This is a genomic window from Methylorubrum sp. B1-46, from assembly GCF_021117295.1.
Lineage (GTDB): Bacteria > Pseudomonadota > Alphaproteobacteria > Rhizobiales > Beijerinckiaceae > Methylobacterium.
The window spans coordinates 3,996,708-4,009,062 of record NZ_CP088247.1; the positions used below are offsets into that span (position 1 = coordinate 3,996,708).

General features: G+C 66.4%; 14 protein-coding genes. 3 read left to right on the forward strand and 11 right to left on the reverse strand.

Annotated elements, in window-relative coordinates; genetic code table 11:
• Nucleotides 1-84 precede the first annotated feature (84 nt).
• Nucleotides 85-360, forward strand: coding sequence for a hypothetical protein (locus LPC10_RS18650; RefSeq protein WP_231343878.1), 276 nt, complete (start codon nucleotides 85-87; stop codon nucleotides 358-360).
• 63 nt (nucleotides 361-423) lie between these two features.
• Here LPC10_RS18650 and LPC10_RS18655 read toward each other — a convergent pair whose 3' ends face one another.
• The 9 genes from LPC10_RS18655 to LPC10_RS18695 form a co-directional block, all read right to left on the reverse strand.
• Complete coding sequence (locus LPC10_RS18655) at nucleotides 424-1,545, reverse strand: hypothetical protein (RefSeq protein ID WP_231343879.1); 1,122 nt, start codon at nucleotides 1,543-1,545, stop codon at nucleotides 424-426.
• 42 nt (nucleotides 1,546-1,587) lie between these two features.
• Nucleotides 1,588-2,802, reverse strand: coding sequence for a site-specific integrase (locus tag LPC10_RS18660; protein WP_231343880.1), 1,215 nt, complete (start codon nucleotides 2,800-2,802; stop codon nucleotides 1,588-1,590).
• Between the two features lie 181 nt (nucleotides 2,803-2,983).
• Nucleotides 2,984-3,646, reverse strand: coding sequence for a site-specific integrase (locus tag LPC10_RS18665; protein WP_231343881.1), 663 nt, complete (start codon nucleotides 3,644-3,646; stop codon nucleotides 2,984-2,986).
• A gap of 29 nt (nucleotides 3,647-3,675) precedes the next feature.
• Entirely contained in the window at nucleotides 3,676-4,485 is an 810-nt protein-coding gene (locus LPC10_RS18670; RefSeq protein ID WP_231343882.1) for an IS5 family transposase, read from the reverse strand.
• 192 nt (nucleotides 4,486-4,677) lie between these two features.
• Nucleotides 4,678-5,115, reverse strand: coding sequence for a GNAT family N-acetyltransferase (locus tag LPC10_RS18675; RefSeq protein ID WP_231343883.1), 438 nt, complete (start codon nucleotides 5,113-5,115; stop codon nucleotides 4,678-4,680).
• A gap of 67 nt (nucleotides 5,116-5,182) precedes the next feature.
• The gene (locus LPC10_RS18680) at nucleotides 5,183-5,917 is read right to left on the reverse strand and encodes a bifunctional 2-polyprenyl-6-hydroxyphenol methylase/3-demethylubiquinol 3-O-methyltransferase UbiG (RefSeq protein ID WP_231343884.1); all 735 of its coding nucleotides are present in this window, start codon (nucleotides 5,915-5,917) and stop codon (nucleotides 5,183-5,185) included.
• A complete protein-coding gene (locus tag LPC10_RS18685; RefSeq protein WP_231343885.1) occupies nucleotides 5,914-6,594 on the reverse strand; it encodes a phytanoyl-CoA dioxygenase family protein in 681 nt (226 codons plus the stop codon). Before LPC10_RS18685 ends, LPC10_RS18680 begins: the two co-directional genes overlap by 4 nt.
• Before the next feature lie 146 nt (nucleotides 6,595-6,740).
• Entirely contained in the window at nucleotides 6,741-7,523 is a 783-nt protein-coding gene (locus tag LPC10_RS18690; protein ID WP_231343886.1) for a WbqC family protein, read from the reverse strand.
• Between the two features lie 147 nt (nucleotides 7,524-7,670).
• On the reverse strand, nucleotides 7,671-9,824 hold the full coding sequence (locus tag LPC10_RS18695) for a tetratricopeptide repeat protein (RefSeq protein WP_231343888.1): 2,154 nt from the start codon (nucleotides 9,822-9,824) through the stop codon (nucleotides 7,671-7,673).
• Nucleotides 9,825-10,008: 184 nt separating this feature from the next.
• Between LPC10_RS18695 and LPC10_RS18700 the strand changes: the two genes are divergently transcribed.
• Nucleotides 10,009-10,545: a phosphatase PAP2 family protein gene (locus LPC10_RS18700; RefSeq protein ID WP_231343889.1), complete on the forward strand. Its 537-nt coding sequence runs from the start codon at nucleotides 10,009-10,011 to the stop codon at nucleotides 10,543-10,545.
• A 208-nt stretch (nucleotides 10,546-10,753) separates the two neighbouring features.
• Here the strand turns inward: LPC10_RS18700 and arsC are convergent, their stop codons facing one another.
• Nucleotides 10,754-11,191 (reverse strand): arsenate reductase (glutaredoxin), encoded by a 438-nt coding sequence (gene arsC / locus LPC10_RS18705; protein WP_231347092.1) that lies wholly within the window; start codon nucleotides 11,189-11,191, stop codon nucleotides 10,754-10,756.
• Nucleotides 11,192-11,195: 4 nt separating this feature from the next.
• Nucleotides 11,196-11,555 carry a helix-turn-helix transcriptional regulator gene (locus LPC10_RS18710; RefSeq protein ID WP_231343890.1) on the reverse strand — a complete coding sequence of 120 codons (360 nt, stop codon included), beginning with the start codon at nucleotides 11,553-11,555 and terminating at the stop codon, nucleotides 11,196-11,198.
• Between the two features lie 50 nt (nucleotides 11,556-11,605).
• On the opposite strand from LPC10_RS18710, the gene arsH reads away from it, so the two are divergent.
• A complete protein-coding gene (arsH, locus tag LPC10_RS18715; RefSeq protein ID WP_231343891.1) occupies nucleotides 11,606-12,352 on the forward strand; it encodes an arsenical resistance protein ArsH in 747 nt (248 codons plus the stop codon).
• Nucleotides 12,353-12,355 lie beyond the last annotated feature (3 nt).

Sequence of the window (12,355 nt, forward strand, 5' to 3'; positions counted from 1 at the left end):
AACAGTCGATGCGTTGGGTCGGGGCGCGAGCGTTTGGGGTGAACGGCGCTGGCCTGTGGCTCGGGCGCCCACTAGGATCGGGACATGCGCCTCCTCGTCGATCCCAGCCGAGACGACCTCACACGTCTGCTCGCCGACGCCTCGGACGGGGATGTGCGCGCGTTACGGGCGCCCAACGGTCGAGTCTACGCCTGGGCTGCCCACGCCGCGCGCCATGTTGAGGTCGCGATCTCCCTCGACCTGCCGTTTGCCGACCGGACGCAGCTGCAGGCGGCCTCGTACCGGTTCAATCGCGGCGATGTCGAAGCGGCGGGCCCATTCCTTGATTTCGAAGACCTTGTGCGGCGGCTGGCCCGTTAGGCGTCAGATTAGGCACTGGGCACGTTGCGAGCGTAATAGTCTCGAACTGGCCGAACCACCGCATCAGGTTCGAGCCGCAAACTTCCTCTGATTGTCAGTTTTTTGTTTCGCCTGCCTCTCCTGCAGATCTGAACGGGCGTTTTTGTAGCCTCGTGCGATGACGTCCGGGGCGAAAGAGAACATTACGGGCAACGTAAACGGCACGGGGGCCACGTTCAGTACCTCCGCTCCGTAGTCGTAAGGCTTCTGCTCCGGGTGGCACTGGTCTAGGATGCCCTCCACCACGAAGCGCGCTCGCCCGCACCACTCCGGCATCAGCGCACGGTGCTTGGCATGGGTAGATCGGCAAGCGACGATCTCGTGCAGGAGCGTTCGGCCTGGCTCCGTTGGCAGGGACGCCGCAGCGTAGGCATAGGCTACGGCGATCCGCAGTTTGTTCCACGATGTCAGGATGCTGGAGCTGCGGCGCAGCTTGTACCGGGCAGGTACCTTGCCGTCCGATCCGGCTTTACTTGCCTCCTCGGTCTTGGGTTTGACGCGTAGCCCCTCCACGAACAACTCGGTGACTGGCCCGCCGAACGCTGTGTTGACCAGCGCCGCCCCGGCATCCTTGCTAGGGATGTGGTAGGTTTTTTTATCGCGAAGGTGTGTAAGGTGGTAGTGGTGCAGGGCCACCAGATGTATCGCCTCCAGCATCTCGGTCGCGTGGGACAGTAAGGTTCGCCTAAACGTCGAGCGCGACATTGCTCGCAGTATACGGGGGGCGCCCCCGATTGAAGCGTAAACCTCCTCGTCGAAGCGTCGGTCCGTTCCAAGCATCCGCCCAACCGTAGCGCCAACCGGCCGGCTGAACCCGCTGGCCTGCTCGCGCCAGGGGGCTTCGGCCACCTCGACGGCCCTGGCTACTCGGTAGACCATCGCGTCTTCGCGCAGCTTAGTGAAGCCGGGACAGACTACCCAGGCACAGAAGCCAGCGTGCAAAATTGCCTTGTGCTGGTGGAAGTCACCGGGGCCGGGATCGAGCAGGTAGCTCGCGACCGCCCTCGGGTCGTAGTTCTCCCAGGCATAGTCGATGAACGGGCGCAACGGGATCGTCGGCTTACTTGCCCTCCAGTTCGCGTGCAGCCGCCGGCGCCGTGGGGTGTCGGGCTTTGCCGGGGCATCGCTCGGTTCGTCATCCGTCACGTCCGCTGCCTCCATGCCTGTGTTGCCCAGGAAGCACCGGTGTCACGACGCAACCGAGTCGTCGGCGGCATGTCCGGGTGCCAGCTCGCTCTCAACGTATGATGCCCACTGCTCCATCAGATCGCGACGCCGCTCCAGCAGATCGCTGCGCGCGTAGGCTGCCTCGACCCGGCTCTCAATCGTGTGGGCCAGCGCCATCTCGGCAACCTCCCGCGGCAGGCTTGTACGTTCCGCTGCCCAGTCGCGGAACGAGGAGCGGAAGCCGTGGGCGGTGAAGGATAGCTCCATGCGCCGCAGCAGCATCAGAAACGCCATGTTCGAGAGTGGCTTTTCCCCGGAGCGGCCAGGAAACACGAGGGCGCTACTCGCGGCAAGCTCACGCGCACGGGCGAGGACCAATAGACTGCGCTCGCTCAACGGCACGCGGTGCTCACGCTTGGCCTTCATGCGCGTGGCCGGCACGGTCCACAGTCGCTCCGTCACGTTGATCTCTTCCCAGCGCGCCCCCAGAATCTCGCCCGTGCGTGCCGCGGTCAGGATCAAAAACTCGAAGGCCAGTCGGCTGCCCTCGCTCGCTTCGGCCGCTCGCAACTGCGCGATAAAACTCGGAACCTGTGCGTAAGGCAGTGCCGCGTGGTGCCCGTCGCGGTCGCCCTGCTTCGGCAGTCCCTTGGCAACTCCTTCAACCGGGTTCTCGCCGCTGCGGTAGCCGGCGGCCTTCGCCCAGTCGAGCACCGTGCCGATGCGCTGCCGGACGCGCCGGGCCGTTTCGGGCTTGGTCAACCAGATCGGCGCGAGCACGCGCAGCACATCGGGGGTGTCGATTTGATCGACGCGACGGGTGCCGAGTTGCGGGCAGGCATACTGTTGGAGGGTGTTGCGCCACTGCTGGGCGTGTTTTGCGTTCGCCCAGGAAGCCTTGTGCTCGCTATGGACGCGCTCGACCGCCTCGGCGAAGGTCGGCACAACGTCCTGCGCTTTGCGGCGCTCAGCCAACGGGTCGCCGCCCTCTCGTGCGGTCTTGCGATAGGCCAGTGCCCGTTCGCGCGCTTCGGCCAGCGTCACGAGGCCAGCTCCGCCCAAGCCGATATCGCGGCGGCGACCTTGCACGACGAGGCGCAGGAGCCAGCGTTTGGCGCCGGAAGGGTCGACGACGAGGTAGAGACCGTTTCCATCGGCATAGCGTCCAGGCTGTTTGAACTGGCGCACCTGCACCGCGGTGAGCGCTTTTTCGGGATGCTTACCCCTACCCTTCACAAATCCTCCGCCTAACTCGCGTGCCCCACATTCCTTACCACATATAGGCTCGGATGTAGCCGGATCCAGCCGGATTGCGTCGAACGATGAGTGTTCGCTAAACCCCCGCTATGGCTTGCATAATGGACTGACGCGGACGCTGCCGGATCTCAACGCGGCGGTCACCCCTTCCGCCAGAAATTCAAGCACTTAACCGATCATCGGCCTCCTCATGGCCCTCCGACACCGCCTTTGGCGTGCCGGGTTTTGTGCCGTACTTCGCCATGGCCTCGTGCAGGTGGGCGGTGATCATGTGGGCGTAGCGCATCGTCATCGTCACCGTGCGGTGGCCGAGAATCGCCTGTAGCGCCGGAAGGTCGCCCGTCCGTTGGAGGAACTCTGATGCGAAGCGGTGCCGCAGATCGTGGCACCGCCACTCCACGCCCGCCCGGACTGCGAGGTTGCGATACTGGCTTGAGAAGCTCGTGTACCTGCGGCCGGGTCCATTCCAGAACACGTAGGTGCTGGTCGGATGCCGGGGTGTGCCGAGAAGTGTGCCGAGCGCCTCGTCGCTCATCGGCACCACGCGCGGTGCCGATGTCTTGGTCTTCACGAGACGGACCTCGCGACGGGGGATCGAGACCTGCGGCCACTCTAGCGACACGGCCTCCTCCTGGCGCATCCCGGTTTGCGCCAAGAACAGGACGATGCGCCCCACCATCGGGGACGCTCGCTCCACGAGTCGCCTGACGTCGGCGTCGCTCGGGTACGAGGTACGGGGGGGCGCCTCCTTGAGGTGATGCTTGTCGAACGCCTTGACCGGGTTGCTGTCGATGTAGTCCCAGGCAACGGCGCAGGAACACACTCCACTCAGAGTCTGTTTGAGGAGCGGTCTCAGGCTGGATTGTGGAGGGCGCTGACGGCCCTGAGGCAGGCGACACAGGTGAGGCGACCGGTGGCGACGTCGAGGCGCCCGGCGCGCTCGCGCAGCAGGCCGCCCCAATGGCTGAGCCAGCCGAAGGTGCGCTCGACACCCCAGCGCCGCTCCAGCACGACGAAGCCCTTCTGATCCGGGTCCTTCTCGACCACGTGGTGGCGCATGCCATGCAGATGGCACCAGTCCCGGCAGCGCTCGGCCGTGAAGGCGCCGTCGAGGATGGCCAGGCGCAGGCTCGGCCACCGTTCCTTACCTTCATCGAGGGCCGTCAACGTGTCGCGATCCTGAACGTTGGCGGGCACGATGGCGAGCGCCAGGATGTGACCTTCGGCATCGACCAGCGCCACGCGCTTGCGCCCGACCAGCTTCTTGGCCCCGTCATAGCCGCGCGGCCCGCGCACCCCAAGGCACTTGACGCTTTGCGTGTCGATGATGGCGAGGCGCGGCGTCGCACGACGGCCGCAGCGGCGACGCTGTCGGCGCGCCAGAGCGCGCATCAGGCTCTCGAACAGCCCCTTCTCGATCCAGCGTCGGAACCAGCCGTAGACCGTGCGCCAGGGCGGAAAGCCGGCCGGCAGCCTCCGCCATGCGCCGCCGACCCGCAAGTGCCAGGCAATCGCCGCCGCCACCAACCGCACCGGCCGTGCGTTCGGGCTGCCCGGCGGATCGGCCCGCTCCAGAAAGCAGGCGACCTCGTCCAGGCCCGCCTGCAGCACCATGTCCTTTAGGCGCGCCTCATGACGCGTCCGATCTCGATCCGTCCACATCTGCTCTCCACTCCGCCCCGCCAGGCGGAATTTGTCTCGGCACACGAGACAGATGGGGACGGTCGGCAGAGGATCTCAAACAGGCTCTGAGAGCGCCTCACAAAACTCCCGCTCACCGGCCGTTCTCGCTCTGGCAAGGACAGCGCAGCGGGAGTTTTGTGAGAGACACTTACGATCGAAGTCGCGCGGGGCTCATGGCAATCTTGCCCGCTCGCTTGCATCGGAACACGGCAACATCAGTGCGAGCGAGAGGTGCAACGTTGCTCCATCACGCGCGTCTTCGGTGAAGCCGAACTCACGATACAGGTTGAGTGCCGCAGCCCCGCGATCCGCGCTCAGCGCCATCCGGGCGAAGCCGAGACCGCGGCCGTGGGTGATCGCCGCCGCGAGCAGGCGACGCCCGAGCCCCATCCTTGTCCGTTCCGGCACGACGCTGACGCTCGTCACAAAGGCGGCGACGCGAGCCGGATCGTTGCAATAGACGGCGACCAGGCCGATCAGGGTCGCCCCCTCCCACGCTTCGAACCGCTCGGCGCGAGCCACTAGCTTGGTGGCGTAGTCGGAGATCGCCACCCTCCGGTGGAGCGGCGGCGTGAAGCTGTTCGCGCAGGCACTCAGATGGGACCACACATCGTCCGCCCGAGACCGATTCCGGCAGAACTGCGACTCACTCACGGCTTCCCCGTCCAGATCAACTCTATTTACGCTCGCAGATGAGATAGATGCTAGCGGTCAGCTCCGGATACTGATTGCCCAATTGGTAACAACCCTCGATGTAGGCATCCGAAATGATGCCGGCTGCGAGAGCTGCATCGAATTGGTAGTTTGCGAGAGCTTTGAAAATAAGCCCGCCGCGATGGAGCGTCGAGAGGGCGGCGTCGCGGGTCGCCCGCTCCAGGGTATCGAAGGAGAAAGTATTTCGGTGCCCATTCGCCGCCTCGGCGGGGGTGACCGCGCTGTTGTGTGTGATCAGCCCCATCTTCACGGCGATCTGGCGCGAGGGGGCATTTGCATTCGGTACCAGCAGGAACAGCCGACCGGACGGTGTCAGCCAACGGCGGATCCGACGAAGGACGAGGACGGGGTCATCCAGGTGTTCAAGGGTGTTGATCAAGAAGATCGCGTCAAACGTTTCCTCCATCTCCAGCGTCTCGAAGGTCGAGCAGATGAAGCGGGGAGCGTCGCCGACTCGCTGCCGCGCCGCGTCGATCAGGGATGGCGCCGCCTCGACCACCGTGAGATCGCGGTACAACCCGGCCAGCCACTCGGTGGATTCACCGAGGTAGCAGCCGAGTTCGAGCGCGCGGCCCTGTGGCAGGAACGGCGCGAAGGCGCGCATCATGTAGCGACGCGTGATGGCGTCGAAATCGTAGTTGTAGCGACGGTCGCCGAACTGGCCGCCCTCGCGGTCGTAGTCGCGGGCCTGCGTCATCCTTGGTTCGCCTGATAGAGCCGGCGCGAGGCGGGCTGATAGAATTCATCGTAGGAAACCGGCACCATAGCGTTGAAGCCCAGCAATTGCCGCATCCTCGGCGAGCATTTCGCACCGTATTCCGGACCTAGGAACCGAGGGTAATCCATCTGTTGCTTGATGAACGCCCGGCTGAAGCTGAGCGTAAGGGCGGTGCGCGTCGTGTCCGTGGCGTTGCTTCCCGCCGCATGCCAAAGGTTCGAATCGAAAAGGACGATGCTGCCGGCTGGCCCGACGAGCCGGTCTGACTCGGCTCGGAACACGGCTTCGGGCGGCTGGGCGGGTGCGTGGTGCGACCCGGACAGGACATGCGTCGCGCCGTTCTGCGTGGTGAACGGGTCCACCATGACGAGCATGTTCAGCATCAGCCGGAAGCCGCCGCCGAAGGTGCGCACGTCCCGATGGACACGGTGGAGATAGCTCGTCGCGGAAGGTCCTACGCTCGCCGGATTGAAAGCGTGCAGGATGTAGGCGGCGTCGCCGAAATAGCGGGAGATCAGACCATCGAGCCAATCCTGTTCGAGGAAGGCGTCGAGTGCCGGGTACTGGCCGACGGCGTGATGCGCGGTGCCGTCGGGTGCGGTGGTGGCGCCTCCCTCGACTTGACGTCGGCCGCGATCGACGAGGCTGTCGAGCACGGCTTGACGGATGGAGGGCAGATGAGCGGTGGGCACGACGCTCTCGAATAGAACTTAGCCTTGCGCCGCATCTGTTCGTCGAACCACTCGGCATCGTGCGAAGTGGGATTGACCATGGGTGGCTCCTCGATCCGGGGCGTGGTCGGTCATGCCGCTGCGGTATCGTATTCGAAGGAGCGAGACGGGGCGGCCGCATCGAGGCTGCAATGCGCGTCTCCCTCGATAAGATCGTAGCCGCCGGTCAGAATGCTCGCGAGCATGGATCGCGGGTTGAACATCAATACGTCGAGGATCGAAAGCCAGGGCACGAAGGCGTGCGGTCCCTGCGAATACGCGAAAGGCCGGGCGCGGAGAAAGCGCAAGCGCATCCCACGCCGTGCGAAAGCGACCGGATCGTAGAGGGTCGTGCCGCCGATCGGGTTGATGTAGGTCGCAGCCCCCAGCCGTTCGCACAGATCGATCACCCGATCCTGCCGCCGCAGATCCGTCACGCCCTCGATCGCTGACGCGGCGCGGATCGGCGTGGTGATGGAAAGATGCGCGCAGGTCTGCAACAATCCGTGCCGCAGATGATCGAACAGGTCGGCGCTCGCGTACCCCAGAACCTCCTCAACGAGCGGCATAGTCTCGCGCTGGTACGGCGCGGAGCGATAGGCTTGAGCAATCTGGGCGCACAGCCGAGCAGGCTTGAACTCCGCCGCGACATGCCGCTCGCAGATATCGAGATGGTCCGAAGCCTTCTCCAGCGGCAGCGTGAAGGTGACCGGCGCCCTGTCACGCAGGAACCGATTGCGGTTGATCCAACCCTTCTTGGTATACTTCACAGTGTCGTAGATCACGAACTGATCAACCGCTGCGATGAGCTGAAAGTAGCCAATATAGGGAAAGAGATACGGCTGCATGATCGCGACCGTGATCGGCGCTGTCATGGCTGTGCGATCCGGACCACGATGGCGGAGTCTCGATCGGGATTGATCAAAAGGAGGAGGATCTGCCCGCCTTCCCACTCCGGACGGCAAAGGGTCGCCTGCGCTGGAAGCTCCGGCAGAGGGCGGCCTTTCGCTCCGACGGCGGGGTCAAGCGGCGCGGGTCGCATCGATCCAGTGCCTCCACATCGCGCGGAAAGCCTCGCCGACTTCCGTGGCATGGCGTTCGTGATCCATCAATGGGCTAGCGAAGACCCGTTCGCGAAGCCCGGACCGGATTGTGCGCAGACGGTCGGGATCGCAAGACAGGGCGACGGCGCGCGCCACGTAATCGTCCCGCGTCTCTGCGACAAGTTCGGTCAAGCCGACGGCCGTCAAGACGGCAAGGCCAGTACGAGCGACCGCGTGAGCGCCCGCCAGGACGACCAGAGGAACGCCCATCGTGAGGGTGTCGCAGGTCGTCGTACCGCCATTATAGGGAAACGAATCAAGCGCGATATCGAACTCGTGGTAGAGTTCGAAGTAGGTGGACGTCACGCGCGGGTGGAGGCGGATCCGCTCCAGCGGCAGCCCGGCCTTCGACAGCCGTGCCTCGACCTGGGCCCGAATCTCCGACACCTCGATGTCGGCGACAACCATGAAAAGATGCGCTTCGGGAAGTGTCCGCAGGATCTCGGCCCAGGCTTCCAGAACGCCGTCGCCGATCTTTTCGAAGCGGTTCATCACGCCGAAGGTGACGAAGCCGTTGTCTTCGAAGGGCGGCCGCTCGCGCACCGGAGGAAGTGCATCCGGCGCCTCGTAGGTGGCCGAGACTCCGGGCATGCGCCATAGCGTCTCGGTGTGCAGCGCCTCGGAGAGGCCGAGGCCGTCGTGGCCGAAGTCGGTCAGCCGGTAGTCGATCGCGCGCAGACCCGTGGTCGCCGGATGGCCGATCCACGTGACCTGCACCGGCGCCGGCTTGCGCGCGAAGACGAGCAGGCGGTGGCCGGCGCTGTGACCCGAGAGGTCGACGAGGATGTCGATCGCATCCGACTCGATCAGGTCGGCGGCCTCGTCGTCGCTGAGGCCGGCGATGTTGTGCCAGCCGCTGAACACGGTCCGCAGGCGGGCCGAGACCGCATCTTCCGCGGCCTGCGTCATGTAGGCCCGCGCCTCGTACTGCGCTTGATCCAGATGGCGCAGGAACGGCTCGATGAAGCGGGCGACGGCGTGGGTGCACAGGTCGCCCGAGACGAAGCCGATGCGCAGGGGACGATCCGCATCGCGATCGTTGGTGAAGGGCCGCCGCCGCAGCAGCGGATCGGCGAAGCGCGCGCCGAAGCCGCGCGCGTCGGCCGCGTAATCGGCGTGCGGAATGCCCTCGGCATAGAGTTTGGCGAACAGCCGGTTGGAATAGGCGGTGATGTGCCGGGGATCGGCCGCGAGCGCCCTGTCGAAGCTCGCGATCGCCTCGTGCACGTGGCCGAGGCTCTTCAGGCTGCAGCCGAGATTGTTGTGCGCGTTGGCGAGGCCGGGATCGAGCGTCACGGCACGCCGCGCATGAGTCACGGCCGCGCCGTGGCGGCTGATGCGCTGATAGACGCCGGACAGGTTGGCATGCGCGATCGCGAGGTCGGGCTTGAGCGCGATCGCCCGCTCCAGGGCCGAGATGGCGCCGGCATTGTCGCCCAACGTGATGAGAACCGCGCCGAGGCTGCTGAAATACCCCGCATTCTCGGGTTGGCGATAAATCGCGATGCTGAACAGGTCGAAGGCCTGCTGGTGCCGGCCCTTGCTCGCGGCGACGGCGCCCGCGAGATGCGTCGCGTCGGCATGGGTGTCGTCGAGGCCGATGACGAGGTCGGCCAGGGCCTCGGCCGCGCCGAGATCGCCCGCATTGTAGCGCTCCTGTCCGCGCGCGAAGGCGTGGTCGGTGAATTCCTTGAGCGCGGCGCGGCTGCCGTCATCCACGAGGCCGCGGCTGCAGAACTGCTCCATCAGGGCGCGCACTTCGCCGACGCGATTGAGCACAAGGAGCGACAGCGCGAGCGCCAGCCAGTGGCGCGGCTGCTCGGGTTCCGCTCTCAGGGCGGCGACGAAGTGCGGCACCGCCGGTCCGGGCCCGTCCGCCTTGCTGGTCAGGAGGCCGAGTTCATGGTGCGCCCCCGCGTGCTGAGGCGCGGCATCGAGCAGGCGCTGAAGGTTGCTGCGGGCCTTCTGGAAGCGCCCGGCCACCCGGTGCGCGACGGCCTTGGACAGGGTGCGCTCGAACGGGTCCGGCGCGCCGGCGTGCTCGATCGTGCGTGACTTGCGGTGCTCGAGCATACCCGACATTCCCGTAACGGCAGGACGGTATCGGCGGGATGCCTAACAAGTGATTAATCCGCCCAGTCCGGCGGTCACGAACGATTCCCGGCCGGCCGCGTTTACGGCCATGCTTTCGAAGATCTCGCGACATCCGATCCGTGCCCGAACCGCGGGACTGGCCAGCGGCCTCGAGGCCCTCGATTTGGCAGCCGGCGTTTCCCTCGCGCGAACGAAGGATCATCCAGCCAACCGCGCCCTCGGATTCGTCGGCGAGGTCGGGAGCTGGCAGTCCCTCCTCGCCCTGTCTGTCACGGTTCTGGCGTGCGGCAAGGCCACCGGCGACCGCCGTCTTGCCGAGACCGGAGGCAACATGCTCGCGGCCGGCCTCGCGGCCAGCCTCGTCAAGACGACGATCAAGCGGACGGTCCACCGCACCCGTCCCAACGTCCTGATGGACGAAGGGCGCTACGCACGCGGCCGGCCCGGAACCGGCATCGGCCCCTGGCAATCCTTTCCGTCAGGGCACGCCGCCTTGAGCTTTGCCCTCGCCCGGTCGGTGGCCCGGACCTATCCTGGCCTCGCAGCAGTGGCGGCGATCGCCGCTGCGGGCGTCGCGGGCATACAGGTCGTCCGCGGCGCGCATTTCCCCATCGACGTCCTGGCCGGCGCCGCGATCGGCGTCGGAGCCGAGGCGGTCAGCCACCGCATTCTGCGCCCACGGTCCGACGACGGGGCATGATCCGTCGGCGAGCCGAGGCGGAACCCGCTTCGCGCCGGGCCCCGATGTCGGGCAGCGTCCCGACCGGCGCCGCCGGCCGCTCAGCTCACATCAAGCCCGGTTGATGCGATCGGTCTCCTCCGCGTGATTGCGAGGCGACGCCGAAGCGATCAAGCGGAGACCGTATCAGAGGGTGAGGTCGCGTTCGAACAGGGACACCGGCGCTTCCTCAGGCGGTGGCGACGCGGCGGCCCTGCGCGTCGATGACAGGCTCGCCGTCCTCCTTCACGAATTCGCCCCGCTGCGGCGGCAGCAGGTCCAGCACCGCCTCGGACGGACGGCACAGGCGCACGCCCCGCGGGCTTGCCACCAGAGGCCGGTCGAGGAGGACCGGGTGGGCCTCGATGGCGTCGAGAAGCTGCGCGTCGGTGAGCGCCGGATCGGCCAGGCCGAGCTCGGCATAGGGCGTCCCTTTCTCGCGCAGGACATCACGGACCGAGAGGCCGGCGCGCGTCAGCATCCGACGGACGAGCGCCCGGCTCGGCGGCGTCTTCAGGTATTCGACCACGTGCGGCTCGATGCCGGCATTGCGGATCATCGCCAGCGTGTTGCGCGAGGTGCCGCAGGCCGGGTTGTGGTAGATCACGACGTCGAAGGGCTCGGGCATCGGCTCAGGCATGGGCAGCGTCTCCGGTGGAGCACTCGCAGGCGGAGAGGGCGGCAAGCGCGGTGTCGCAGACCTCCGGCCGGCCCTGGCAGCAATCGCGCATCAGGAAGGCGATGAGGTCCGACAGGCCGGCATAGGCGGCGCTGTAGATGACGGATTTGCCCTCGCGCCGCGACGTGATCAGCCCGGCATGGGAAAGCTCCTTCAGGTGGAAGGAGAGGTTGGTGCTCGCGACCCCGACCACGGTCGCGAGCGCGCCGGCGGCGAGACCATCGGGCCCGGCGGCGACGAGGGCGCGCACGACCCGGAGCCGGTGTTCCTGACCGAGCGCGGCGAAGGCCGCGAGGGCTTGCCGTTCGTCCATGATCGTTCCATCATTTCAACAGACATTGAAACGTATCGGGATCCGACGCCTTGGACAAGCCTCAGCCTTCCTTCTCCGACGGAATGCCGAACCTCTCGGCGGCCCATTTCGAGGTGCCGACGGCGGGGCGGTCGGAGGCCTCGGCGCCGCTCTCCCACGCGCCGCGCTTCCTGATCCTCTACGGCTCGCTGCGGGAGCGCTCGTTCAGCCGCTTCCTGGCCTACGAGGCGGCGCGGCTGCTGGAGGCGATGGGCGGCGAGGTGCGTCTGTTCCACGCCCACGGCCTGCCGCTGCCCGACGACGGCACGGCCGACCACCCGAAGGTGCAGGAGCTGCGGCAGCTCTCGATCTGGTCCGAGGGTCAGGTCTGGGTTTCGCCTGAGCGGCACGGCAACCTAACCGGGGTCATGAAGAGCCAGATCGACTGGCTGCCCTTGAGCGAGGGCTCGGTACGCCCGACGCAGGGACGTACGCTCGCCGTGATGCAGGTGTCGGGCGGCTCACAAAGCTTCAACGCCGTCAACAGCCTGCGGGTGCTCGGGCGCTGGATGCGAATGATCACCATCCCGAACCAGTCCTCGGTGCCGATGGCCTACAAGGAGTTCGACGAAGCCGGCCGGATGAAGGCTGGACCGCTCTACGACCGCGTGGTCGATGTCTGCGAGGAACTGATGAAGTTCACGCTTCTCACCCGCGGGCGGGCCGATTACCTCGTCGACCGCTATTCCGAGCGCAAGGAGCGCGATCCGGAGCGCCTCAGAGCCGTGGCCGCCGATATCGGCTTCGCCAAGGAATAAGGA

What these genes read in the sequence shown, in the direction of transcription:
- LPC10_RS18650 (WP_231343878.1), top strand. Translation starts at nt 85, where the DNA reads ATGCGCCTCCTCGTCGATCCCAGCCGAGACGACCTCACACGTCTGCTC.
- LPC10_RS18670 (WP_231343882.1), bottom strand. Translation starts at nt 4,485, where the DNA reads ATGTGGACGGATCGAGATCGGACGCGTCATGAGGCGCGCCTAAAGGAC.
- LPC10_RS18680 (WP_231343884.1), bottom strand. Translation starts at nt 5,917, where the DNA reads ATGACGCAGGCCCGCGACTACGACCGCGAGGGCGGCCAGTTCGGCGAC.
- LPC10_RS18690 (WP_231343886.1), bottom strand. Translation starts at nt 7,523, where the DNA reads ATGACAGCGCCGATCACGGTCGCGATCATGCAGCCGTATCTCTTTCCC.
- LPC10_RS18695 (WP_231343888.1), bottom strand. Translation starts at nt 9,824, where the DNA reads ATGCTCGAGCACCGCAAGTCACGCACGATCGAGCACGCCGGCGCGCCG.
- arsC (WP_231347092.1), bottom strand. Translation starts at nt 11,191, where the DNA reads ATGCCCGAGCCCTTCGACGTCGTGATCTACCACAACCCGGCCTGCGGC.
- LPC10_RS18710 (WP_231343890.1), bottom strand. Translation starts at nt 11,555, where the DNA reads ATGGACGAACGGCAAGCCCTCGCGGCCTTCGCCGCGCTCGGTCAGGAA.